The 21,467-nt window shown below is 71.1% G+C and carries 25 protein-coding genes and 1 pseudogene; 15 read left to right on the forward strand and 11 right to left on the reverse strand.

From position 1 onward, the window contains the following. Nucleotides 1-87: 87 nt before the first annotated feature. Together ACH4ZX_RS39000 and ACH4ZX_RS39005 are read right to left on the reverse strand one after the other, a co-directional pair. Nucleotides 88-282, reverse strand: a pseudogene (locus ACH4ZX_RS39000) (hypothetical protein); the annotation flags it as partial. Nucleotides 283-568: 286 nt separating this feature from the next. Further along, nucleotides 569-2,095 (reverse strand): S8 family peptidase, encoded by a 1,527-nt coding sequence (locus tag ACH4ZX_RS39005; RefSeq protein WP_398283461.1) that lies wholly within the window; start codon nucleotides 2,093-2,095, stop codon nucleotides 569-571. 248 nt (nucleotides 2,096-2,343) lie between these two features. On the opposite strand from ACH4ZX_RS39005, the gene ACH4ZX_RS39010 reads away from it, so the two are divergent. From ACH4ZX_RS39010 to moaA, 3 genes are all read left to right on the forward strand, one after another. Beyond that, complete coding sequence (locus ACH4ZX_RS39010; RefSeq protein WP_398283463.1) at nucleotides 2,344-2,700, forward strand: DUF485 domain-containing protein; 357 nt, start codon at nucleotides 2,344-2,346, stop codon at nucleotides 2,698-2,700. Continuing rightward, nucleotides 2,697-4,322 (forward strand): cation acetate symporter, encoded by a 1,626-nt coding sequence (locus ACH4ZX_RS39015; protein ID WP_398283465.1) that lies wholly within the window; start codon nucleotides 2,697-2,699, stop codon nucleotides 4,320-4,322. The genes ACH4ZX_RS39010 and ACH4ZX_RS39015 overlap by 4 nt, the downstream gene beginning before the upstream one ends. A gap of 198 nt (nucleotides 4,323-4,520) precedes the next feature. Next, nucleotides 4,521-5,510: a GTP 3',8-cyclase MoaA gene (moaA, locus tag ACH4ZX_RS39020; RefSeq protein ID WP_398283467.1), complete on the forward strand. Its 990-nt coding sequence runs from the start codon at nucleotides 4,521-4,523 to the stop codon at nucleotides 5,508-5,510. Here moaA and ACH4ZX_RS39025 read toward each other — a convergent pair. Together ACH4ZX_RS39025 and ACH4ZX_RS39030 are read right to left on the reverse strand one after the other, a co-directional pair. Then, the gene (locus tag ACH4ZX_RS39025; RefSeq protein WP_398283469.1) at nucleotides 5,507-5,731 is read right to left on the reverse strand and encodes a hypothetical protein; all 225 of its coding nucleotides are present in this window, start codon (nucleotides 5,729-5,731) and stop codon (nucleotides 5,507-5,509) included. The two genes, moaA and ACH4ZX_RS39025, sit on opposite strands and share 4 nt — an antisense overlap. Before the next feature lie 230 nt (nucleotides 5,732-5,961). Beyond that, on the reverse strand, nucleotides 5,962-6,360 hold the full coding sequence (locus tag ACH4ZX_RS39030) for a DUF3099 domain-containing protein (RefSeq protein WP_398283471.1): 399 nt from the start codon (nucleotides 6,358-6,360) through the stop codon (nucleotides 5,962-5,964). Nucleotides 6,361-6,616: 256 nt separating this feature from the next. Between ACH4ZX_RS39030 and ACH4ZX_RS39035 the strand changes: the two genes are divergently transcribed. After that, nucleotides 6,617-6,895 carry a GlsB/YeaQ/YmgE family stress response membrane protein gene (locus ACH4ZX_RS39035; RefSeq protein ID WP_398283473.1) on the forward strand — a complete coding sequence of 93 codons (279 nt, stop codon included), beginning with the start codon at nucleotides 6,617-6,619 and terminating at the stop codon, nucleotides 6,893-6,895. Nucleotides 6,896-7,003: 108 nt separating this feature from the next. On the opposite strand, the gene tyrS is transcribed toward ACH4ZX_RS39035, so the two are convergent. The 6 genes from tyrS to ACH4ZX_RS39065 all read right to left on the reverse strand — a co-directional run bounded on the left by tyrS (nucleotide 7,004) and on the right by ACH4ZX_RS39065 (nucleotide 13,041). After that, entirely contained in the window at nucleotides 7,004-8,272 is a 1,269-nt protein-coding gene (tyrS, locus tag ACH4ZX_RS39040; RefSeq protein WP_398283475.1) for a tyrosine--tRNA ligase, read from the reverse strand. 43 nt (nucleotides 8,273-8,315) lie between these two features. After that, a complete protein-coding gene (locus ACH4ZX_RS39045; protein WP_398283477.1) occupies nucleotides 8,316-9,719 on the reverse strand; it encodes a metallopeptidase TldD-related protein in 1,404 nt (467 codons plus the stop codon). 162 nt (nucleotides 9,720-9,881) lie between these two features. Then, nucleotides 9,882-10,325 (reverse strand): hypothetical protein, encoded by a 444-nt coding sequence (locus tag ACH4ZX_RS39050; RefSeq protein ID WP_398283479.1) that lies wholly within the window; start codon nucleotides 10,323-10,325, stop codon nucleotides 9,882-9,884. A 32-nt stretch (nucleotides 10,326-10,357) separates the two neighbouring features. Continuing rightward, nucleotides 10,358-11,884 (reverse strand): TldD/PmbA family protein, encoded by a 1,527-nt coding sequence (locus ACH4ZX_RS39055; protein WP_398283481.1) that lies wholly within the window; start codon nucleotides 11,882-11,884, stop codon nucleotides 10,358-10,360. A gap of 108 nt (nucleotides 11,885-11,992) precedes the next feature. Beyond that, nucleotides 11,993-12,193, reverse strand: a complete 201-nt coding sequence (locus tag ACH4ZX_RS39060; RefSeq protein ID WP_398283483.1) for a DUF397 domain-containing protein — start codon at nucleotides 12,191-12,193, stop codon at nucleotides 11,993-11,995. Next, nucleotides 12,190-13,041, reverse strand: a complete 852-nt coding sequence (locus ACH4ZX_RS39065) for a helix-turn-helix domain-containing protein (RefSeq protein ID WP_398283485.1) — start codon at nucleotides 13,039-13,041, stop codon at nucleotides 12,190-12,192. The genes ACH4ZX_RS39060 and ACH4ZX_RS39065 overlap by 4 nt, the downstream gene beginning before the upstream one ends. 205 nt (nucleotides 13,042-13,246) lie before the next feature. Between ACH4ZX_RS39065 and ACH4ZX_RS39070 the strand changes: the two genes are divergently transcribed. From ACH4ZX_RS39070 to ACH4ZX_RS39100, 7 genes are all read left to right on the forward strand, one after another. Next, on the forward strand, nucleotides 13,247-13,669 hold the full coding sequence (locus tag ACH4ZX_RS39070; RefSeq protein WP_398283487.1) for an ATP-binding protein: 423 nt from the start codon (nucleotides 13,247-13,249) through the stop codon (nucleotides 13,667-13,669). A gap of 113 nt (nucleotides 13,670-13,782) precedes the next feature. Then, nucleotides 13,783-14,922: a tetratricopeptide repeat protein gene (locus ACH4ZX_RS39075; RefSeq protein WP_398283489.1), complete on the forward strand. Its 1,140-nt coding sequence runs from the start codon at nucleotides 13,783-13,785 to the stop codon at nucleotides 14,920-14,922. 83 nt (nucleotides 14,923-15,005) lie between these two features. Next, a complete protein-coding gene (locus ACH4ZX_RS39080; RefSeq protein WP_398283491.1) occupies nucleotides 15,006-15,290 on the forward strand; it encodes a type II toxin-antitoxin system Phd/YefM family antitoxin in 285 nt (94 codons plus the stop codon). 5 nt (nucleotides 15,291-15,295) lie between these two features. Then, nucleotides 15,296-15,682 carry a type II toxin-antitoxin system VapC family toxin gene (locus tag ACH4ZX_RS39085; protein ID WP_398283507.1) on the forward strand — a complete coding sequence of 129 codons (387 nt, stop codon included), beginning with the start codon at nucleotides 15,296-15,298 and terminating at the stop codon, nucleotides 15,680-15,682. A 174-nt stretch (nucleotides 15,683-15,856) separates the two neighbouring features. Beyond that, the gene (fabG, locus tag ACH4ZX_RS39090) at nucleotides 15,857-16,561 is read left to right on the forward strand and encodes a 3-oxoacyl-[acyl-carrier-protein] reductase (RefSeq protein ID WP_324785376.1); all 705 of its coding nucleotides are present in this window, start codon (nucleotides 15,857-15,859) and stop codon (nucleotides 16,559-16,561) included. 5 nt (nucleotides 16,562-16,566) lie between these two features. After that, nucleotides 16,567-17,334, forward strand: coding sequence for an enoyl-ACP reductase FabI (gene fabI, locus ACH4ZX_RS39095; protein ID WP_398283493.1), 768 nt, complete (start codon nucleotides 16,567-16,569; stop codon nucleotides 17,332-17,334). 194 nt (nucleotides 17,335-17,528) lie between these two features. Further along, nucleotides 17,529-17,912: a hypothetical protein gene (locus ACH4ZX_RS39100; RefSeq protein ID WP_398283495.1), complete on the forward strand. Its 384-nt coding sequence runs from the start codon at nucleotides 17,529-17,531 to the stop codon at nucleotides 17,910-17,912. On the opposite strand, the gene ACH4ZX_RS39105 is transcribed toward ACH4ZX_RS39100, so the two are convergent. Then, the gene (locus tag ACH4ZX_RS39105; RefSeq protein ID WP_398283497.1) at nucleotides 17,893-18,582 is read right to left on the reverse strand and encodes a FadR/GntR family transcriptional regulator; all 690 of its coding nucleotides are present in this window, start codon (nucleotides 18,580-18,582) and stop codon (nucleotides 17,893-17,895) included. The two genes, ACH4ZX_RS39100 and ACH4ZX_RS39105, sit on opposite strands and share 20 nt — an antisense overlap. An 82-nt stretch (nucleotides 18,583-18,664) precedes the next feature. Between ACH4ZX_RS39105 and ACH4ZX_RS39110 the strand changes: the two genes are divergently transcribed. The 4 genes from ACH4ZX_RS39110 to ACH4ZX_RS39125 all read left to right on the forward strand — a co-directional run bounded on the left by ACH4ZX_RS39110 (nucleotide 18,665) and on the right by ACH4ZX_RS39125 (nucleotide 21,284). Then, entirely contained in the window at nucleotides 18,665-20,098 is a 1,434-nt protein-coding gene (locus ACH4ZX_RS39110; RefSeq protein WP_398283499.1) for a CynX/NimT family MFS transporter, read from the forward strand. A gap of 48 nt (nucleotides 20,099-20,146) precedes the next feature. Then, nucleotides 20,147-20,263 carry an SGM_5486 family transporter-associated protein gene (locus tag ACH4ZX_RS39115; protein ID WP_398283501.1) on the forward strand — a complete coding sequence of 39 codons (117 nt, stop codon included), beginning with the start codon at nucleotides 20,147-20,149 and terminating at the stop codon, nucleotides 20,261-20,263. Nucleotides 20,264-20,493: 230 nt separating this feature from the next. Further along, entirely contained in the window at nucleotides 20,494-20,700 is a 207-nt protein-coding gene (locus ACH4ZX_RS39120) for a hypothetical protein (protein WP_398283503.1), read from the forward strand. 65 nt (nucleotides 20,701-20,765) lie between these two features. Next, nucleotides 20,766-21,284: a SixA phosphatase family protein gene (locus ACH4ZX_RS39125; RefSeq protein WP_398283505.1), complete on the forward strand. Its 519-nt coding sequence runs from the start codon at nucleotides 20,766-20,768 to the stop codon at nucleotides 21,282-21,284. Nucleotides 21,285-21,467: the final 183 nt, after the last annotated feature.

Genomic DNA, 21,467 nt, shown 5'->3' on the forward strand with positions numbered 1-21,467 from the left:
GCCCCTCAAACGAGCCGAACACCGCAACCTGCCGCCACCAGCCACGGCAGTCCTCACGATCTCCAGACCACACACCACCTAAGTCACCGGCATTGCGTCTAGCCCGGCCCGCTGCGCCGCCAGCTCGGCGGCGGCCAGGGCGCACGCCCCGACGCAGGCCCGGGCCAGCTCCCGCACCGGCAGACGGGCTTCGAGCGGGCCGGGGCGCACGACGGTCGAGGCACGCGAGAGGAGGGCGGGGTCGCCGCCCAGCGCGCTCCAGGCGAACATGATGTCAGTCATGACTCAACTATGCATTATTGATTCAATCAACATATAGCCTCGCTGAGTCAAGTGCCGGAGTTCCCGAGCGGGGCCTGCGCCCGAACGGGGCCTGCGCCCGAGCGGGCCCGGAGTGCCCGAGCGGGCCCGGAGTGCCCGAGCGGGCCCGGAGTGCCCGAGCGGGCCCGGAGTGCCCGAGCGGGCCCGGAGCGCGCGAAAGGGGCCGGACGTTCCCGTCCGGCCCCTTCACCCCGCGCCGCCATCCGGCTCGGGAACCCGGAGGGCCGAAGCCCCCCGGGGAAGCGGGTTACTTCACCGCGCGCAGCGCGTTGACGACACCGAAGCCGTAGAACCCGTTGACGCGCTTGCCGCCCACGCAGGTCGCGTCCACCACGCCGTCGCCGTTGCCGTCGTACGGCTCCGTCGGGCAGCCCGGGTTGTCCGCCTGCGCCTTCAGCAGCGCCTGCAGCTGGGCCGGGGTCGCCCACGGGTGCGTCGACTTCAGCAGCGCGGCGACGGCCGCGACGTGCGGCGAGGCCATCGAGGTGCCCTGCAGGAAGCCGTACTCGTTGTTCGGCATCGTGGAGAGGATGCGGCCGTTCTTCGACGGCGTGTCCGGGATCTGGTACTTGTCGCCGCCCGGACCCGCGACGTCGACGACGCCGTCACCGTAGCTGGAGTAGTACGACTTGGTGCCCTTGACGCCCGTCGCGCTGACCGTGACGACGCCCGGAAGCTGGGTCGGCACGTCGAAGCACTCGTGCGGGTCGACCGTCCGGGTCACGGCGGTCGAGTCGTCGGGGCTGGAGTCGTCGACCAGGGCGTCGGAGTCCAGGTCGTCGTTGGAGTTGCCCGCGGAGGCCACGTTGAGGGTGCCCTTGCTCCGCGCGTAGAGCTGCGCCCTGTTGACCGCGTCGACGATGGCCCGCTGGTCGGGGTCGTCCATGCAGTTGTACAGCCACGGGTCGACGTAGTAGCTGTTGTTCGTGACCTCGACGCCGTGGTCGGCGGCGAACACGAAGGCGCACACGACGCTCTCCGGGAAGAACAGCGAGTTCTCGTCCGGCTGCGCCACGGTGATGCTCGCGACCTTCACGCCGGGCGCCACGCCCGCGACGCCGATGCCGTTGCGGGCCGCGGCGATCTCGCCCGCCACGTGCGTGCCGTGGTAGTGGTCGGCGTCCACCGGACGCCAGGAGCCGTACGTCGTGTCCGCCTTGCCGCTGACGCAGTTCGCGGACTGCGCGGCGGAGAAGTTCGGCGCGATGTCGGGGTGGGTGTCGTCGACGCCGGTGTCGATCACCGCGACGGTCACCTTCTTGCTGCCCGGGTTGATCTCGGCCGCCTTGTCGGCGCCGATCGCCCGCAGGTCCCACTGGTCGGCCTCCAGGGGCTCCTCTCCGGCCGCGGCGCTGCCCGCGACCTTCGCGGCCTCCGCCTTGGAGAGGTACTGCACGGCGCCCTCGTCCGTCGTCCCCGCCGCGGTGACCGGCGAGGTGCGCGAGGCGCCCGCCGACTGCACGCCGCGGACCTTGCGTATCTGCTGGGCGAAGTCGGGGTTCGCGGAGTGGGCGACGATCACGCCTATCTTGTCGTAGGCCACGACCACGGTGCCGCCGGCCGCGGTGATCGCGTTCTTGACCGACTCGATCGTGTGATGGTCGGTCTTGGTGTTAACGAGGTACGCGTAGGTCTCCGCGTCTGCTGCCTGAGCCGTCGACTCCGCCCGCGGGGCGGCCTGGGCCGCAGCCGGCAGGAAGCCGAGCGAGGCGGTCAGGGACAGCACGACCGGCACCGCGAGAGCGAGCCGGCGTCTTGAACGCAGATGAGCCATGGGGTCTCCACATCATCCTGAAACAGAACCGCCCGAGACACAGGTGCTGCTCGGGCAGGTACATGACGGGTGGTGCAGAGCCGAAACTATCTTCCGCAGTCGTTGGCCAGCAATGACTTACCCCAGGTGACTTCGGAAAGAACGGAAGGGGTTTGAACCCGTCCTCGCGCCGCGCCGTGCCCTTGGACAGGGAACGCGAGGACACTCGCGCCCGGTCCCCGTCACCACCCGCAACGCGAGGAGACTTCGTGGCCACCGACGCACCGCCCCCCTCGAAAACTGAAGACCGGCTCCCGTCCACCGCGGAGTTCGAGGAGGTGCAGAAGAGCGCGGAGTTCGCCGAACTGCGCCGCTCCCACCGCTCGTTCGCCTTCCCGCTGACGATCGCCTTCATCGTCTGGTACCTGCTGTACGTCCTGCTGTCCAACTACGCGGGCGACTTCATGGGCACCAAGGTGGCCGGCAACATCAACGTCGCCCTCGTGCTGGGGCTCGCCCAGTTCCTCACCACGTTCCTCATCGCCTGGTGGTACTCGCGGCACGCCGCCGCGAAGCTCGACCCCAAGGCGCAGGCGATCAAGTCCCGGATGGAGAACGGCGAATGAGCCACGCACAGACCACCCTGCTGGCTGCCGGAGCGGCCAGCGAGCACCGGACCCTGATCATCAGCCTGTTCTCGGTGTTCGTCCTCGCGACCCTCGTCATCACCGTCTGGGCCGGCCGCCAGACCAAGGACGCCGCCGACTTCTACGCCGGCGGACGGCAGTTCACCGCCTTCCAGAACGGCCTCGCCGTCTCCGGCGACTACATGTCCGCGGCCTCCTTCCTCGGCATCGCCGGCGCCATCGCGCTGTTCGGCTACGACGGCTTCCTGTACTCCATCGGCTTCCTGGTCGCCTGGCTGGTCGCCCTGCTGCTGGTCGCCGAGCCGCTGCGCAACTCGGGCCGGTACACCATGGGCGACGTCCTCGCCTACCGCATGCGCCAGCGCCCGGTCCGCACCGCCGCCGGCACCTCCACGATCGTCGTGTCGATCTTCTACCTGCTCGCGCAGATGGCGGGCGCGGGCGTGCTGGTCTCGCTGCTGCTCGGCATCACCAGCGACGGCGGGAAGATCGCCATCGTCGCCCTGGTCGGCGTCCTGATGATCGTCTACGTCACCATCGGCGGCATGAAGGGCACCACCTGGGTCCAGATGGTCAAGGCCGTGCTGCTGATCATCGGCGCCCTGCTGCTGACCTTCCTGGTGATGCTCAAGTTCGACTTCAACATCTCCGACCTGCTCGGCAAGGCCGCCGAGAACAGCGGCAAGGGCTCCGCCTTCCTCGAACCCGGCCTGAAGTACGGTGCCACCTCGACCACCAAGCTGGACTTCATCTCGCTCGGCATCGCCCTGGTCCTGGGCACCGCGGGCCTGCCGCACATCCTGATCCGCTTCTACACGGTGCCCACCGCCAAGGCCGCCCGGAAGTCCGTGAACTGGGCGATCGGCCTCATCGGCGCCTTCTACCTGATGACCCTCGCGCTCGGCTTCGGCGCCGCCGCGCTCATCAAGCCGGACGAGATCATCACCTCCAACAAGGCCGGCAACACCGCGGCACCGCTCCTCGCCCTGCACCTGGGCGGAGTCGACTCCAACTGGGGCGCCGTCCTGCTCGCCTCCATCTCGGCGGTCGCCTTCGCCACCATCCTCGCGGTCGTCGCGGGCCTGACCCTGGCCTCCTCCTCGTCGTTCGCCCACGACATCTACGCCAACGTCATCAAGAAGGGCCAGGCCAGCGAGAAGCAGGAGGTCACCGCGGCCCGCTGGGCGACCGTCGCCATCGGCGCCGTCTCGATCTTCCTGGGCGCCCTGGCCCGCGACCTGAACGTGGCCGGCCTGGTGGCCCTGGCGTTCGCGGTCGCCGCCTCCGCCAACCTGCCGACGATCCTCTACAGCCTCTTCTGGAAGCGCTTCACCACCCAGGGAGCCCTGTGGTCGATCTACGGCGGCCTGGTCACCGCGGTCGGCCTGGTGCTGTTCTCGCCGGTCGTCTCCGGCAAGGCGACGTCGATGTTCCCGGACGTCGACTTCCACTGGTTCCCGCTGGAGAACCCCGGCCTGGTCTCCATCCCGGTCGGCTTCCTGCTCGGCGTCATCGGCACCTACCTGTCCAAGGAGGAGCCGGACGCGGGCAAGTACGCCGAGCTCGAGGTGCGGTCCCTCACCGGCACCGGCGCCCACTGACCCGCCCGCCGGCAACCCCCTGAGCGGCCGCGTCGCAGGAACCCTGCGGCGCGGCCGCGTGCTGTCCCGGGGAAGGAGCACCCCGTTCCTGGGACCGAGCTCCCCGTTCCTGGGACGGGGCACCGTCGATGTCGGTGCCGTCGCGTACGCTCGCAACTGACGCAGAACGACCGATCCGCCACGAGGGAGGGGGCCCACGTGCTCATCGACACCTACGGCCGGGTGGCCACCGACCTGAGGGTCTCGCTGACCGACCGGTGCAACCTGCGGTGCACCTACTGCATGCCCGAGGAGGGCCTGCAGTGGCTGGCGAAGCCCGACCTGCTCACGGACGACGAGATCGTCCGCCTGATCGGCATCGCCGTCACCTCCCTGGGCATCGAGGAGGTGCGTTTCACCGGCGGCGAGCCCCTGCTGCGTCCCGGGCTGGTGGGGATCGTCGAGCGCGTCGCCGCCCTGGACCCGCGCCCCCAGACGTCCCTCACCACCAACGGCATCGGCCTGAAGCGCACCGCGCCGGCCCTGAAGGCGGCGGGCCTGGACCGGGTGAACGTCTCGCTGGACACCCTCCGCCCGGACGTCTTCAAGGCACTCACCCGCCGCGACCGCCACCAGGACGTCATCGAGGGCCTGCACGCCGCCCGCGAGGCGGGCCTGACCCCGGTCAAGGTCAACTCCGTCCTGATGCCCGGACTGAACGACGACGAGGCCCCCGACCTGCTGGCCTGGGCCGTCGAGCACGACTACGAGCTGCGCTTCATCGAGCAGATGCCCCTGGACGCGCAGCACGGCTGGAAGCGCGAGGGCATGGTCACCGCCGGCGACATCCTCGCCTCCCTGCGCACCCGCTTCGAGCTGACCCCGGAGGGCTCCGACGCGCGCGGCTCGGCGCCCGCGGAGCGGTGGCTCGTGGACGGCGGCCCGCAGCGCGTCGGCGTCATCGCCTCCGTCACCCGCCCGTTCTGCGCGGCCTGCGACCGCACCCGCCTCACCGCCGACGGCCAGATACGCACCTGCCTGTTCGCCACCGAGGAGACGGACCTGCGCGCCGCCCTGCGCTCCGGCGCCCCCGACGAGGAGATCGCCCGCATCTGGCGGCTGGCGATGTGGGGCAAGAAGGCCGGCGCGGGCCTGGACGACCCGTCCTTCGAACAGCCCGAGCGGCCGATGTCGGCGATCGGCGGCTAGGCCCGGCCGTCGGACCCTTCGGGCGCCTGCCAGTCCTGGAGTCTCACGACGTCCTTCAGGAACCCCCGCACGCCCAGGAACTGCGACAGGTGCTCGCGGTGCTCCTCGCACGCGAGCCATGTCTTGCGGCGTTCCGGCGTGTGGATCTTCGGGTTGTTCCACGCCAGCACCCACACGGCGTCGGCACGGCAGCCCTTGGCAGAACAGATGGCGTCACTCACGGATCAGTCTCTCCACCGCTTCGTCCCGCAACAGCGGCGAACAAGGCGACGCCGAGCAGCCACGGGGGGAGCTGCCCGGCGTCGGTCTGTCGCTCCGACGGGGGATGCGGAGCGCCTACGAAGTATGTCATGGGTCACCGGTCGCCCGGCACTGGAACAACATGATTGATCTGAGGTTTTCTTGAGCTTGGCGCCAAGTCGACCCCCCGGCCGCCGCCCTGCCGCCGGGGTCAGGTCCGCTCGTGCGGCCCGCTTCGTTCTCCCGGCGCGGGCCCGGCCGCGACATCTTCCGGATCGGGTTCCGTGAAACCGTCGTTCGTCCGCGGCGGCGCGACCATCGGACGCACCGGAGCGGTCAGGAACGTCGACGGCAGGGACGGCGCGTTCTCGCGCCCGGCGTTCGCGACCACCACCGCGATGTAGGGCAGAACCGCCCCGAGCACCAGCGCCACGATGGCGACCGGCCGCTCAACGTTCCACAGGCAGGCCGCGAGGATCACCGACACCGTACGGATCGACATCGAGATCACGTACCGGCGCTGCCGCCCGCGCACGTCCTCCTGGAGGCCGGTCCGGGCTCCGGTGATCCGGAACACCTGGACGTTGCCGCCGCCGCGCTGCTTCCGCATCACATTCCACCATCCGCCCGTCTCGGACTTCTCCACACCCCGGGACCGGACCGCTCCGTCGGGGAAAAACAGCCCGGACACGTCCACGTTACGCCGCGTCCACGCCGCCCACGAGACCGGGTCCCCTCCCCGCCTGCGCGGACGCCCTCGGCCCCGGCACGTACGGCCGTCCCCGACATGCGCCGTACGCCGTACGGCCGGACACTCGACGTACCGCTCACGTCGAGTCGTCGTCGAGCCGTAGCAGGAGGCTGCCATGGGGTGGTTGTGGGCGATCATCGTGGGATTCGTGCTGGGCCTGATCGCGAAGGCGATCCTCCCCGGCAAGCAGCACAGTCCCCTGTGGCTGACGACGATCTTCGGCATGCTGGGCGCGATCGTCGGCAACGCCGTCGCCCGCGCGTTCGGCGTCGAGGCGACCCCCGGCGTCGACTGGACCCGCCACATCTTCCAGGTGATCGCCGCGGTCATCCTCGTCGCCGTGGGCGACATGCTCTACATGGCGACCCTGGGCAAGCGAAAGGAACGCGCGTGAGGTGAACGCCTCACCGGCCCCCGGGAACGCACCCGCCGGCCCCGGGAACGCGCGTGGCGGGCCGCGGCCCCGGCCGCGACCCGCCCATGTCCCGCGCCGTAGCGGCGCTCAGGCCCCGGTCACCTCGACGGCGGCCAGATTCCGCTTGCCCCGCCGCAGCACCAGCCACCTGCCGTGGATCAGGTCCTCCTCGGCGGGGACGGCGTCCTCACCGGCGACCTTCACGTTGTTCAGGTAGGCGCCGCCCTCCTTGACCGTGCGCCGCGCCGCCGACTTGCTGGCCACCAGGCCGCTCTCCGCGAACAGGTCGACGACCGGACCGAGCGTGGCGACCTTGATGTGCGGCACCTCGGACAGGGCCGCCGCCAGCGTCCGCTCGTCCAGCTCCGCCAGCTCGCCCTGGCCGAAGAGGGCCTTCGACGCGGCGACGACGGCGGCGGTCTGGTCGGCGCCGTGCACCAGCGTCGTCAGCTCCTCGGCCAGCGCCCGCTGCGCGGCACGGGCCTGCGGCCGCTCCTGGGTCTGCCGCTCCAGCTCCTCGATCTCCTCGTGGGACCGGAAGCTGAAGATGCGCAGGAAGTTCGACACGTCCCGGTCGTCGGCGTTCAGCCAGAACTGGTAGAAGGCATACGGCGTGGTCAGCTCCGGGTCGAGCCACACCGTGCCGGACTCGGTCTTGCCGAACTTGGTGCCGTCCGCCTTGGTGATCAGCGGGGTGGCCAGGGCGTGCACCGAGGCGTGCGGCTCCACCTTGTGGATCAGGTCGGCGCCCGCGGTGAGGTTGCCCCACTGGTCGCTGCCGCCGGTCTGCAGCGTGCAGCCGTAGCGCCGGTACAGCTCCAGGAAGTCCATGCCCTGCAGGATCTGGTAGCTGAACTCGGTGTAGCTGATGCCCGCGTCGGAGTTGAGCCGCCGGGCGACGGCCTCCTTCGCGATCATCTTGTTGACCCGGAAGTGCTTGCCGACGTCCCGCAGGAACTCGATGGCCGACAGGCCCTGGGTCCAGTCCAGGTTGTTGACCATCAGCGCGGCGTTCGGCCCGTCGAAGTCCAGGAACCGCTCGATCTGGCCGCGCAGTCGCGTCACCCAGCCGGCCACCACCTCCGGATCGTTGAGCGTGCGCTCCGCGGTCGGCTTCGGGTCGCCGATCAGGCCCGTGGCGCCCCCGACCAGGCCCAGCGGGCGGTTGCCCGCCTGCTGGATCCGGCGCAGCGTGAGGATCTGCACGAGGTTGCCGAGGTGCAGGCTGGGCGCGGTCGGGTCGAAGCCGCAATAGAACGTGACGGGGCCGTCCGCGAACGCCTTGCGCAGTGCGTCCTCGTCAGTGGAGAGGGCGATCAGCCCGCGCCACTTCAGCTCGTCGACGATGTCCGTCACGGTTCTCGTGTCTCCTCGAGTGGGCTCGTAATCAGGTACGAGGTTATACGCCCTGGCTGACAGAGCTCATATTGAAGTCCGGCACCCGCAGCGCCGGCATCGCGGCCCTGGTGAACCAGTCGCTCCACTCCCTGGGCAGCGTCTTCTCGGTACGCCCGGCCTCGGTGGCCCGGGCCAGCAGGTCCACCGGCGACTCGTTGAACCGGAAGTTGTTCACCTCGCCGGTGACCTCGCCGTTCTCGACGAGGTAGACGCCGTCCCTGGTCAGACCGGTCAGCAGCAGGGTGGCCGGGTCGACCTCGCGGATGTACCACAGGCAGGTCAGCAGCAGGCCGCGCTCGGTCGTCGCGACCATCTCCTCCAGGGAACGGTCGTCGCCGCCGTCCAGGATCAGGTTGTCGATCGCCGGAGCCACCGGCAGCCCGGTCACGGCCGCGGTGTGCCGGGTGGTCGTCAGGTGCGCCAGCTCGCCCCGGCGCATCCAGTCGGTGGCCGTGAGCGGCAGGCCGTTGTCGAACACCGACTGGTCGCCGCTGGAGGAGTGCGCGATCACGAACGGCGCCGACTCCAGGCCCGGCTCGTCCGGGTTGCTGCGCAGCGTCAGCGGCAGCTCGGCCAGCCTGTCGCCCACGCGGGTGCCGCCGCCCGGCCGGGAGAACACCGTGCGGCCCTCGTCCGCGTCCCGGCCCGACGCCGACCACATCTGGTAGATCAGCAGGTCGGCGACCGCGGTCGGCGGCAGCAGCGTCTCGTACCGTCCGGCGGGCAGCTCGATCCGCCGCTCGGCCCAGCCGAGCCGGACGGCGAGCTCCGCGTCCAGCGCGGCCGGGTCGACGTCCTTGAAGTCGCGGGTGGAGCGGCCGGCCCACGCCGAGCGCGTACGGTCGGGGGACTTGGCGTTCAGCTCCAGGGTGCCGTTGGGCTGGTCGTGGCGCAGGCGCAGACCGGTCGACGTGCCGACGTAGCTGGAGACCAGCTCGTGGTTGGCGAAGCCGTACAGCTCGCGGCCGCCCGCACGCGCGCGTGCGAACGCCTCGCCGAGCGCCGGGGCGAAGTCGGCGAACACCGCGGAGGTGGTCTCCGCGGGCGCCGCCGTGAACTCGGGCGACCGGTCGACGCCGTTCACCAGCGGCTGCGCGTCCTCGGCCGGTCCCGCGCCCCGGGCCGCGGCCTCGGCGGCCCGCACCAGCGGCTCCAGCTCGTCCACGGTCACGGCCGCCCGGGAGACGACGCCGGAGGCCGTGCCCTGCTTGCCGTCGACGGTCGCGATCACGGTGAGCGTGCGCCCGCGCGTGACGCCGTTCGTGGTGAGCGCGTTGCCCGCCCAGCGCAGGTTGGCGGTCGACCGCTCGTCGGCGATCACCACACAGCCGTCCGCGGTGGACAGTTCGAGGGCCCGCTCGACGACCTCGTGCGGCTTGTGCGCCTTGTCAGTGCGGGCACTCATCGACCGGCCTCCTGCGTGGTGTTGAGGATGTTGACGCCCCTGAAGAGGCCCGACGGGCAAGCCGTGCGGGACGGCGGCGACCTGCCCGGCCGGACCTGATGCCGGGCCGTGGATCAACGCAGAGACTACCCAGCGGGTGTGCGTACGGAGAGCGCAATTCTCTCACTGCGGCGGAGACGGTCCGCGGTCTGTCCGTCCCGCGCCCGTCCCGGAGAGACACGACCACGCGATGGCGCAGCTCGCCACGCCGGCGAGCAGACCGATCAGCGTGTCCGGCCCCGGGTCCCCGGCGACGACCGCCTTCAGGAAGGCCACGGCGACGGCCAGTTCGCCGGCGCCGAGCACGATGAGCCAGCCCGCGCGCAGGGCGCGGGGCGTCCCCGCCCTGACCCGCGCCGAGCCCAGCAGGGCGGCTCCGCCGGTCATGGCGAGCAGCGCCACGGCGACCACCGCCGCGTACAGCGCGGTGCCGGAGCGGCTGGGACCGGTGTGGTCGATCCCGGCGGTGTCGGGCACCAGGAAAGTGAACGCGAACTCGAGCAGGGCCACGTACGCGACCTGGCCGAGCAGCAGTACGGGTGCCACCCGGCGGTGGAACACGGTCATGGTGTGTCGCTCCTCATGAGGCGGCCCCTGCCTCAGGAACGGCCCGACTCGCCCGTGGTGTTCAGGATGTTGACACTCCGGAACATCGCCGACGGGCAGCCGTGGGACACGGCGGCGACCTGGCCGGGCTGCGCCTTCCCGCAGTTGAAGGCCCCTCCCAGCACGTAGGTCTGGGGTCCTCCCACAGCCTCCATGGAGCCCCAGAACTCGGGGGTGACCCCCTGATAGGCGAAGTCCCGGAGCTGCCCTTCGAGGCGGCCGTTGCGGATCATGTACGCCCGCTGGCCCGTGAACTGGAAGTTGTAGCGCTGCATGTCGATCGACCAGGACCGGTCCCCGACGACGTAGATCCCGCGGTCCACCCCGCCGATCAGGTCCTCCGTCGACATCCCGGCCGGGTCCGGCCGCAGCGACACGTTGGCCATGCGCTGCACCGGCACGTGCGCGGGGGAGTCGGCGTACGCGCAGCCGTTGGACCGCGCGAAACCGGTCAGCTTCGCGATGCGCCGGTCGAGCTGGTAGCCGACCAGGGTGCCGTCCTTGACCAGGTCCCAGGACTGCGCCTCGACACCCTCGTCGTCGTAGCCGACGGTCGCCAGGCCGTGCTCGGCGGTGCGGTCGCCGGTGACGTTCATCAGCTCGGAGCCGTAGCGGAGCTTGCCGAGCTGGTCGAAGGTGGCGAACGAGGTGCCGGCGTACGCGGCCTCGTAGCCGAGCGCGCGGTCCAGCTCGGTGGCGTGGCCGATGGACTCGTGGATGGTCAGCCACAGGTTGGAGGGGTCGACGACCAGGTCGTACAGGCCCGGCTCGACGCTCGGCGCCCGCATCTTCTCGGCCAGCAGCTCGGGGATCCGCTCCAGTTCCGACTCCCAGTCCCAGCCGGTGCCCCGCAGGTACTCCCAGCCGCGGCCCACGGGCGGCGCGAGGGTCCGCATCGAGTCGAACTCGCCGCTGGACTCGTCCACGGACACGGCGGTCAGCTGCGGGTGCAGCCGGACGCGCTGCTGGGTGGTCACGGTGCCCGCGGTGTCGGCGTAGAACTTGTTCTCGTGCACGGTGAGCAGGGAGGCGTCGACATGGTTGACGCCGTTCGCCGCCAGCAGCCGCGCGCTCCACTCCGCCAGCAGCCCGGACTTCTCCTCGTCGGGCACGGTGAACGGATCGATCTCGTACGACGAGACCCACGTCCGGTCGGCGTGCACGGGCTCGTCCGCCAGCTCCACGTGCTCGTCCGACTCCGCGGCCCGGATCACCTGGGCGGACAGCTTCGCCATCGCCACCGCCTGGGACGCCACCTTGGCGGCCGCGTCGAGCGTCAGGTCCACTCCCGACGCGAAGCCCCACGTGCCGCCGTGCACGACCCGCACCGCGTACCCCAGGTCGGTGGTGTCCGAGGAACCGGCCGGCTTGGCGTCCCGGAAGCGCCAGGAGGCGCTGCGCACCCGCTCGAACCGGAAGTCCGCGTGCTCCGCGCCCAGCGCACGCGCACGTGCCAGCGCGGCGTCCGCCAGGGGGCGTAGCGGGAGCGCCAGGAATGACTGATCGACTTCGTGCGGCACCGGTGGGATCCCTTCGGGCGCTTGCCTGTGGTGACCTTCGGAGGCAGTGAATCACGCACCACAACAGGCGGGCACGGAACCGACTTCCATGCCCGCCCGCGGACGTGATCAGTTCTCCGGGGACGAGTCCGCGGCGAGCGCGGTGAACGCGGCCCACGCGGCCGGCGTGACGACGAGAGGACGGACGCCCCGGTCCTTGGAGTCACGGACATGGACCGTGCCGGGACGCAGGGCGACCTCGACGCAGTTGTCGCCGTCTCCGCCGCTGTAACTGCTCTTGAACCAGTTCAGCTCAGGGGTGGGGCTCATAGCGCTCCTCGCATCCGTTCCAAGAGGTTCACCGTAGCCCGGCAGTCCAGGGCCTGTGAACGCAGCTTGCTGTAGCGCTGATGAAGGACGCTCACCTCTCGGGGATCGGCGATCAGGCTGCTCGACCGATGCCCCTCCGTGTAGCCGAACCACTGATGGCCGGGCGTCTCGGCCATGTACAGCTGACCATCCACTCCACAGTGGTCCTCCTGGTGCAGGGGCATGATCTGGATCTCGACGTTGGTCCGTTCTCCCAGGTCCAGCAGGTGGTCGAGGACAGCCCGGGTGACCGATGCGCCGCCGACCCGGCGCTCCAGGACGGCCTGTTCGATGATGAACGCGAAGGCGGTGTTCGGCCGCTCGGCCAGCAGTGCCTGGCGCTCGAGACGTGCCGACACCTTGTGGTCGATCTGCTCCTTGGAGTGCGGCGGAAGCTGACGCTCGAACACCGCTCTCGCGTACCGCTCCGGCTGCAACAACCCCGGAACCGCCCGGCACTCGTACGCGTAGAGGGAGATCGCCTCCTCCTCGATGCACGCCCACTGCCGGAACCACGACGCCAGCCCCGCCCGCCGCGTCAGACTCTTCGCCGCCGCGGTGAGGACCTTGAGGCCGACCGGCCCCAGCACCTCCGCCGCCCGCGCCGGCAGATCCGTCGGCGGGAACCGCTTGCCCTGCTCGATCTTGGCGACGTACGCGGCCGAGTACCCCACCCGCAGCGCGAACTCCTCCTGTGTCAGGCCGGATTCCTCCCGTAGCGCCTTCAGGACCGCGCCGAAGGTCTTGAGACTGTCGGAGAGTTCCGCTTCAGTACCATTGGTACCGCCTCCGCCGTGGTCCGCCGTCATCGCCGCGCGCCTCCCGTGCTCACGTTTCCGCGTCCTGCCGAACGCGGCCGGCCCACCCAGGGTCACGGTGAGTTACCCACCCAGTCCAGAGTGTGCACCGGTACAACCGGGTCTGTATCGGTGTCGTCCCTGTCGGCGAGGCGAACGGGGCCGGAACGCTGGCCCCATGTCAGCGTCACAAGCCCAAGAGGCCGTTACCGTAAGTGTGTTCGTGCAGCGGTTCTCCGCCACGCGCCGAGGGGCCCGCCTCGCCCGCAGACTGGCCGCGCACCGGCTCGACCTCTGGGGCGTCCCGTACGGCAGCCCGGCCTCCGACACCGTCGTGCTCGTCGTCGCGGAACTCGCGGCCAACGCGGTCCTGCACGGCCGCGTCCCCGGCCGCGACTTCGAACTGCGGCTGCGCTGCGACCGCGCCTCCGGAGTCGTACGCGTGGAGGTGGCCGACACCCACCCCGCGCAGCCGGACCCGCGGCGGCCGGGCGCGGACCCCGTGGACGCCGACGGTGGTAGGGGCCTGCTCCTCGTGGCGGCCGTGGCCGAGCGGTGGGGCGTCGACGGTCGCGGGGGACCGGGCAAGGCGGTATGGGCGGAGTGCGCCCTGCCTGAGGCTTCCGGGCGGACCGTCTGACGGGCGGCGGACGATGCCGGCGTGTTCACCGAGCCGACCCGTCGCACCACCCGCGCAGGTGATCACACCGGAAACCCCGGCGCCTCCGTCCCCGGCCGCGCTACGGTGCCCTCATGTCCAGCAAGCGCCACGCATCCGGCAAGAAGAAGACCCGTAACACCCGGCGGACGTCCCACGCCCGCCGCACCGCACCCCCGTCCGTCACTCCCGCCCAGGCGGCTCAGGAGTACGAGGGACTGGTGGAGCAGTACCCCGAGGACCGGGAGGAACTGCTCCGGGAAGCGGCCGACGCCTGGCGCGCCGCCGGCGAGCACGAGCGTGCGCTGAAGCTCTACGAGCGGCTGCTCGACCCGGAGTCGGGCGGTTGCCGGGAGCCGGACGTGGTGGACGCGTGGCGTATCGACACGCTCTGGGAGGCCGGGCGTGTGGAGGAGGCACGGGCGGCGGCCGCCGCCTTCCGCAAGCGGCATCCCCGGGACGCCGCCGCCTGGAGCCTTGTCGCCAACGTCTTCGAGTCCGCTGACGAGACGGCGACGGCCGCCGAGTGGTACACGACGGGCGTCACACATGCTCTCGGCGCCGGTGCCGCGGTGACGGCGGACGTGGTCCAGGACGCGGATGACTCGTTCGGCCTGGAGGAACTGCTCACCGGACGTCACCGGGTACGGCGCGTGCTCGGCGAGCCGCACGACGACTGGGACGACGTGGCCGACACCGTGCACGAACGGCGCGCGGCGCTCGTACTCGGCCGGGTGCGTCCACTGGACGAACTGCACGACCCGCTCCGCCTGAAGCGGCTGGCCGAGGGGGATCCCGCCGCCTTGCAGGCAGAGATGGAGGAGATCACCGCGGAACGGGACGAGGCGGCGGCGCTCTCGGGACCGCTGATGACGTGCGTCCTGTTCTGGCCGCCGGAGGAGTTCGCGCGGCTCCTGGAGCGCTGGCCGACGGTCGTTGACGCGTACGGCGATGACCACGCCGGTCATCTGCGGCAGGTCGAGCGCACCCTGCGGGAGCTGTCGGACCAGGGCGGCACGCGTCTGGCGGTCGGCCGGGCGACGGTGAGCGGTCTGGAGGCTGACGCCCGCGAAACCGGCGGGTCCCCCGACACACCGGCCGCACGGTCCCGCTACGCGGCGGAACTGGCCCGCAGGGGAGAGGCGACCGACTGGCCCCCGCCGCGCAACGGCCGGTGCTGGTGCGGGTCGGAGCGCAAGTACAAGAAGTGCTGCGGAAATCCCGCGATCGGGTGAACGCCGAGCCGGGCTGTCACCGAGCACTGTAGGTACGCTTGGGGAGTTGTAGGCACAATCGGGGTGGCAGTCAGGAGTCCTTCATGAGCACCGTCTCCGTCCGCGAGTTTTCGTACAACCCCAGCGCTGTCTTCGCTCGTGTCGAGAAGGGCGAGGCGATCCAGGTCACCCGGCACGGCAAGGTCATCGCCATACTGTCTCCGGCCGGCGGGCCCATGGAGCGGTACGCGCACTTGGTGGCACAAGGAAAGATCAAGCTGAAGCCGGTCACGGCTGCTGACCGGCACAGCATGCCGCACTACGAGGTGCCGGACGAGGCCGATCCCCTGGCCCTGCTCCTGGCGGAGCGTGCGGAGGACGACCGTTGATCTACATGGACACATCGGCGCTGGTCACATGGATGACTCGCCGTAATCACTGGACCGACTTGGACGCCTTCCTGCAGCAACGAGTCACGGAGCCGCTCGCCACGAGCACGCTCGGTTTCGTCGAGACCGTACGGACTCTGGACCTCATGGGGCACTTTCCGAAGACGATGGAGGATCTGGATGCCCGGATCACCGAAATCCTCCTCACCCGAGAGGTGCGTGACGGGGCGGCCCTGCTGGTCGGACGTCTCAGGACGCTGGACGCGATTCACGTGGCGAGCGCACTGTCGCTGCGGGACGACCTGAGCGCCATGGTGACGTACGACCGCAGAATGCTGGAGACGGCTCGCGCAGAGGGCTTGCCCGCCCACGCCCCCGGAATGCCGGACTGACCACAGAGCGTCTCCGGGCCGCCCCGACTGTAGGGATCCGACAGGGCGTGGCCCGAGCCACTGTGGATGCCCCAATGTCCCCGGCCGGGGCCGGACCGATAGGTTTTCCGAGAAGCCGCCTGCCATCCAGGTGTCCGGGCGGGGGTATCAGAACGTTATCGAAAGGGTGATCCGTTGAGCCGCTCGGTTCTCGTCACCGGAGGCAACCGGGGCATCGGCCTCGCCATCGCCCGCGCTTTCGCCGACGCCGGCGACAAGGTTGCGATCACGTACCGGTCGGGTGAGCCGCCGGCCGGCTTCCTCGCCGTCAAGTGCGACATCACCGACACCGAGCAGGTGGAGCAGGCCTACAAGGAGATCGAGGCCGAGCACGGCCCGGTCGAGATCCTCGTGGCCAACGCCGGCGTCACCAAGGACCAGCTCCTGATGCGCATGACCGAGGAGGACTTCACCTCGGTCATCGACACCAACCTCACCGGCGCCTTCCGCGTCGTCAAGCGCGCCAACCGCGGCATGCTGCGCGCCAAGAAGGGCCGTGTCGTCCTGATCTCGTCGGTCGTCGGTCTCTACGGCGGCCCCGGCCAGGCCAACTACGCCGCGTCCAAGGCCGCCCTGGTCGGCTTCGCGCGCTCGCTCGCCCGGGAACTGGGCTCGCGCAACATCACCTTCAACGTCGTCGCGCCCGGCTTCGTCGACACCGACATGACCAAGGTGCTCACCGACGAGCAGCGGGCCGCGATCGTGTCCCAGGTGCCGCTCGGACGCTACGCGCAGCCGGAGGAGGTGGCCGCGACGGTGCGGTTCCTCGCCTCGGACGACGCCTCGTACATCACTGGAGCCGTCATCCCCGTTGACGGCGGACTGGGAATGGGTCACTGAACACCATGAGCGGAATTCTCGAGGGCAAGCGCGTCCTGATCACGGGTGTGCTGACGGAGTCCTCCATCGCCTTCCACACCGCCAAGCTCGCCCAGGAGCAGGGCGCCGAGATCATCCTGACCGCGTTCCCGCGGCCCACCCTGACCGAGCGCATCGCCAAGAAGCTGCCGAAGCCCACCAAGGTCATCGAGCTCGACGTCACCAACGACGCGCACCTGGCCCGGCTGGCCGACGTCGTCGGGGAGGAGCTCGGCGGGCTCGACGGCGTCGTGCACTCCATCGGCTTCGCCCCGCAGGACGCGCTCGGCGGCAACTTCCTCAACACGCCGTTCGAGTCCGTGGCCACCGCCATGCACGTCTCGGCGTTCTCCCTGAAGTCGCTGACGATGGCCTGCCTGCCGCTGATGCAGAACGGCGGCTCGGTCGTCGGTCTCACCTTCGACGCGCAGTTCGCCTGGCCGCAGTACGACTGGATGGGCCCGGCCAAGGCCGCCCTCGAGGCGACCAGCCGCTACATGGCGCGCGACCTGGGCAAGCAGAACATCCGCTGCAACCTCATCTCGGCGGGCCCCCTCGGCTCCATGGCCGCCAAGTCCATCCCCGGCTTCAGCGAGCTGGCCTCGGTGTGGGACAGCCGCTCCCCGCTGGAGTGGGACCTGAAGGACCCCGAGCCGGCCGGCCGCGGTGTCGTCGCCCTGCTGAGCGACTGGTTCCCGAAGACCACCGGCGAGATCGTGCACGTGGACGGCGGTCTGCACGCGGTCGGCGCCTGACCTGCCCCTTTCCGTACCGGCGACGCCCCGCTCCGCGCACCGCGCGGGGAGCGGGGCGTCACCCGTTCGGCCTACGCGGCCGGGCGGAGCCGGGCCGCGACGGCGCACGCTGGTTACGCGTTCGCTCCGGATCCCGCGTCGGATCTCGCGTCCAGCACGCGATCCCTCCCCAGCTCGGCCGAGGAGGTCCCCTTGTGCGCCTGTCCCGAAGCCTGGCCCCAGTGACCGTCGCCGTCGCTCTTGTGCTGGCTCTGCCGTACGAGGCGGCGTCCCTCACGCGTGTGACGACCGGTGAACGTGTGACGACCGGTGAACGTGTCACGGCCGGCGACCCGGTCCAGGCGCAGCCCTTCGGCGCCGAGTGCCGCAGCAGTGTGACCGGGTCCCACGTGGTCGCGTACTGCCACAACCCCTATCCGCAGACCGACCGCGTCAGCCTGCACGTCGAGTGCGCCCGCTGGTGGGACCTCGACACCGACGCGGCCGGCGTCGACGTCGGCCCGGCGGCGACCGTACGGCTCACCGCCCGGTGCTGGAAAGAGGTCGCCGCGGTGTGGATCAGCCACCGGCGGGCGTGAACAGCCCGGGGCGGCACACGAACGGATAGCCCGCGGCCTCGGCGCCTGCGGCCTCCGCGTCCCCCGCGCGGACCGCTTCGACCAGCCGTGTGTGGTCCATGTACGTCTCCGGCGTCAGCTCGTCGCCGACGTCGTCGCGCAGCCAGTCCCGCAGCACCTCGCCGAGGTCCGCGTACATCGCCGTCATCACGTCGTTGTGGGAGGCGGACACCACCGCCAGGTGGAAGGTCGCGTCCGCCGCCACGAACGCCTCCGCGTCGCCCGACGCCCACGCCTCCTCACGGCGCCGCAGCAGCGCGTCGAGCTGCTTGAGGTCCTTCTCCGTGCGCCGCCGGGCGGCGAGGCTCGCCGCGGCCGACTCCAGCGTGGAGCGCAGCTCGGCGATGTGCCGCGGGTCGGCACCGGCGAAGCGGCGGTGCATGACGCCGGCCAGCTCGCTCGTCGCCACGACGTACGTGCCCGACCCCTGCCGGATGTCCAGCAGGCCGTTGTGGGCGAGCGCGCGGACGGCCTCGCGGACGGTGTTGCGGGCGACGCCGAGCTGCTCGACCAGCTCCGGCTCGGTCGGGATGCGCGAGCCGACCGGCCACTCGCCGCTGGTGATCTGGGCCCGCAGCGCGTTGATGACCTGCTCGGACAGGGCGGAACGGCGCGGATGACTCAGGGGCATGGCACACCTTCGCACGAGCGCGGAACGGTCTGTCCGCCTGGACGTGGACAACCAATCATCCCATCATTCTATGATGGCTGGCATGGTGAGCGAGGAATCCCGGACGACGATGTCCACCCCATCCGTCCGCACCCCGGCGGCGAGCGAGCCCCCGGCGCCCGCCACACGCGCGTGGCCGCAGCGCATGCTGGTGCTCGGCATCGTGCTGGCCGCCCTGAACCTGCGCCCGGCCATCACCAGCCTCGGCGCGCTCCTGGAAGAGGTCCGCGACGGGCTCGGCATGAGCGGCGGCGTGGCCGGGCTGCTCACCTCCGTCCCCCCGCTCTGCTTCGCCGTCTTCGGCGTCACGGCGCCCCGCCTGGCCCGCCGGTTCGGACCGGGCGCGGTGGTGTGCGCCGGTATGGCCGCCATCACGGCGGGCCTGCTGCTGCGGCCCTACGTCGGCGGCACGGCCGGCTTCCTGGCCGCCAGCGCGCTGGCGCTGATGGGCATCGCGGTCAGCAACGTCCTCATGCCGGTGATCGTCAAGCGCCACTTCCCGGACCGGGTCGGGTCCATGACCGGCCTGTACTCGATGGCCCTCGCCCTGGGCACCGCGGGCGCGGCGGCGGTGACCGTGCCGGTGACCGAGGCGCTGGGCGGCCGCTGGCAGTCCGGGCTCGCGGTGTGGGCGGGCCTCGCCGCGGTGGCCGTGGTCCCGTGGATACCCTCCGTGCGGCAGCGACAGCGGCAGCGACAGCGGCAGCGGGACGCCGGGTCGGCCGGCGAGGCGGGCGCACGGGACCCCCGGCCCGCCGGCGAGGCACCCGCGCGCGTGGGCCGGTCTTCCGGCGAGGCGCCCGCGCGCGTGGACGGGTCCTCCGGCGAGGCACCCGCGCGCGTGGACCGTCCCGCCGACCGGGCACCCGCGGCCGAGCACCAACCGCCCGCGGTGCGGATCACCCGCAGCCGTACCGCCTGGGCGCTCGCCGTCTTCTTCGGGCTCCAGGCCACCGCCGCCTACATCACGATGGGCTGGATGGCGCAGATCTTCCGCGACGCGGGCGTGCCCGCGAGCACGGCCGGGCTGCTCCTTGCCGTCACCATGGTGATGGGCGTCCCCCTGGCCTTCGTCATCCCGCGCGTCGCCGCCCGGCTGCCGCGACAGGGCCCGATCGTCCTGGTGCTCAGCGCCTGCGGACTCGCCGGGTACGCCGGCCTGTATCTCGCGCCGGCCGCCGGCGCCTGGGCCTGGGCGCTGCTGCTCGGCGTCGCCAACTGCGCCTTCCCGCTGGCCCTGACGATGGTCGGCATGCGGGCCAGGACCGGAGCGGGCGTCGCCCAGCTGTCGGCCTTCGCGCAGAGCACCGGATACCTGATCTCCATCCCCGGGCCCCTCCTGGTGGGCGTGCTCTACCAGAGCAGCGGCGGCTGGGGGGTGCCGCTCGCCCTGATGGCGGGCCTGATGGTGCCGCAGACGATCGTCGGGATCCTGGCGGGGCGCGACTGCACCGTGGAGGACGAGGCGGCGCGCTGACCTCACCCCGGCGGCCCGTGAGGCCGCGCGGAGTGCGAGACTGGCCGCATGCCAGTCCTCGACCCGAATCCCCGCAACGGCCAGAAGAAGCTGCTGCTCGTCCTCGGCTCGTTCTTCGCCATCTTCCTGATCATCGCCATCGTCGCGACGATCGCCGCACCCTGAGACCGCCGGCCCGATCCGGCCGTCCCGCTACTGATACGGCCGCCCCGGAACGGCCGATGACGGCGCCGATGACGGCCGATGGTAGGGCTGTCCCCCCTGTCCCCTAGGGGGTGAGTGTCAGGGTCAACTGGGTGGGTCTCCGGATGGGTTGGCGGCCGCCGGCTCCGTACCTTCGAGTTGTGGCCGCTCGCCGTGGTCACGGATTCGCTCGAAGACCATCGGAGGCACCCATGTCGGCCCGTACGCACACCCGGCCGCACCCGGCGTCCACGGGCGGCGTCGACATACGGCTGCCCTGGTGGGCCCTGGCCCTGCCCACGCTCGCCTTCGTCGTGCTGCTGGCCGTGGTGCTCAACCCCACGGACGCGCACGCGGCGGCGGGCGACCCCGTGATCAGTCAGCTCTTCGCGCGCGTACAGCAGCTGACAGGTCGCTGACCACCGGCTCGGCCGCCCGCCAACTCCCACCGCCCCGTGGCCTGTTTCATGCGAAGCTGGATGCCATGAGCGTCGCAGAACCCCGCAGGATTGTCCTCTTCCGGCATGCGAAAGCCGACTGGCCACCGGTGACCGACCACGAGCGACCCCTCGCCGAGCGGGGCCGCATGGACGCCCCCGTCGCCGGGCGCAAGCTGGCCGACACCGGTATCCACCTCGATCTGGCCCTGTGCTCCACCGCGACCCGTACCCGTGAGACCTGGAAGCTGGCCGTCCACGAACTCCCGGAGCGGCCGAAAACCGTCTACGAGGAGCGGATCTACGAGGCCTCCCCGGGCGAGCTGATCGCCTTGCTCAACGAGACCCCGGACGACGCTCAGAACGTGGTCCTCATCGGCCACAACCCGGGCATCCACGGCCTCGCCGAGATCCTGGCAGGCCCGGACGAGAGCGACACCCGCCGCCGGATGGCCCGCCGCGGCTTCCCGGCCGCGGCCTTCGCCGTCCTCGCCTTCGACGGCTCCTGGAAGAGCGTGGAGCCGGGCGTGGCCACGCTCCTCGACTACTGGGCGCCGTCCGAGTAGAGACCCCCGACGAGACCCCCGACGGGACACGACGACCGAGCCGAGGGGCCCGGCCCCCGCACGGGGCCCGGCCCCCCCCCGCCCCCCCCCACGTTTAAATCACGGAGAGCGGGTACGCCGCCCCCTCCACATAGCCGGGGTCGCCCCCCACGGAAAACCAACAGTAGGTGCAACGGACCTTTA

Source organism: Streptomyces sp. NPDC020490, assembly GCF_044335305.1.
In the GTDB taxonomy this organism is placed as follows: domain Bacteria; phylum Actinomycetota; class Actinomycetes; order Streptomycetales; family Streptomycetaceae; genus Streptomyces.

Excerpts from the sequence above, each read along its gene's own strand:
- ACH4ZX_RS39125 (WP_398283505.1), top strand. The coding sequence starts at position 20,766 with ATGAGCGTCGCAGAACCCCGCAGGATTGTCCTCTTCCGGCATGCGAAA.
- ACH4ZX_RS39005 (WP_398283461.1), bottom strand. The coding sequence starts at position 2,095 with ATGGCTCATCTGCGTTCAAGACGCCGGCTCGCTCTCGCGGTGCCGGTC.
- ACH4ZX_RS39075 (WP_398283489.1), top strand. The coding sequence starts at position 13,783 with ATGTCCAGCAAGCGCCACGCATCCGGCAAGAAGAAGACCCGTAACACC.
- ACH4ZX_RS39080 (WP_398283491.1), top strand. The coding sequence starts at position 15,006 with ATGAGCACCGTCTCCGTCCGCGAGTTTTCGTACAACCCCAGCGCTGTC.
- ACH4ZX_RS39120 (WP_398283503.1), top strand. The coding sequence starts at position 20,494 with ATGTCGGCCCGTACGCACACCCGGCCGCACCCGGCGTCCACGGGCGGC.
- ACH4ZX_RS39045 (WP_398283477.1), bottom strand. The coding sequence starts at position 9,719 with ATGAGTGCCCGCACTGACAAGGCGCACAAGCCGCACGAGGTCGTCGAG.
- ACH4ZX_RS39085 (WP_398283507.1), top strand. The coding sequence starts at position 15,296 with ATGGACACATCGGCGCTGGTCACATGGATGACTCGCCGTAATCACTGG.
- ACH4ZX_RS39015 (WP_398283465.1), top strand. The coding sequence starts at position 2,697 with ATGAGCCACGCACAGACCACCCTGCTGGCTGCCGGAGCGGCCAGCGAG.
- ACH4ZX_RS39030 (WP_398283471.1), bottom strand. The coding sequence starts at position 6,360 with ATGCGGAAGCAGCGCGGCGGCGGCAACGTCCAGGTGTTCCGGATCACC.
- ACH4ZX_RS39115 (WP_398283501.1), top strand. The coding sequence starts at position 20,147 with ATGCCAGTCCTCGACCCGAATCCCCGCAACGGCCAGAAGAAGCTGCTG.
- fabI (WP_398283493.1), top strand. The coding sequence starts at position 16,567 with ATGAGCGGAATTCTCGAGGGCAAGCGCGTCCTGATCACGGGTGTGCTG.
- ACH4ZX_RS39035 (WP_398283473.1), top strand. The coding sequence starts at position 6,617 with ATGGGGTGGTTGTGGGCGATCATCGTGGGATTCGTGCTGGGCCTGATC.
- ACH4ZX_RS39110 (WP_398283499.1), top strand. The coding sequence starts at position 18,665 with ATGGTGAGCGAGGAATCCCGGACGACGATGTCCACCCCATCCGTCCGC.
- ACH4ZX_RS39060 (WP_398283483.1), bottom strand. The coding sequence starts at position 12,193 with ATGAGCCCCACCCCTGAGCTGAACTGGTTCAAGAGCAGTTACAGCGGC.
- ACH4ZX_RS39105 (WP_398283497.1), bottom strand. The coding sequence starts at position 18,582 with ATGCCCCTGAGTCATCCGCGCCGTTCCGCCCTGTCCGAGCAGGTCATC.
- ACH4ZX_RS39065 (WP_398283485.1), bottom strand. The coding sequence starts at position 13,041 with ATGACGGCGGACCACGGCGGAGGCGGTACCAATGGTACTGAAGCGGAA.
- ACH4ZX_RS39050 (WP_398283479.1), bottom strand. The coding sequence starts at position 10,325 with ATGACCGTGTTCCACCGCCGGGTGGCACCCGTACTGCTGCTCGGCCAG.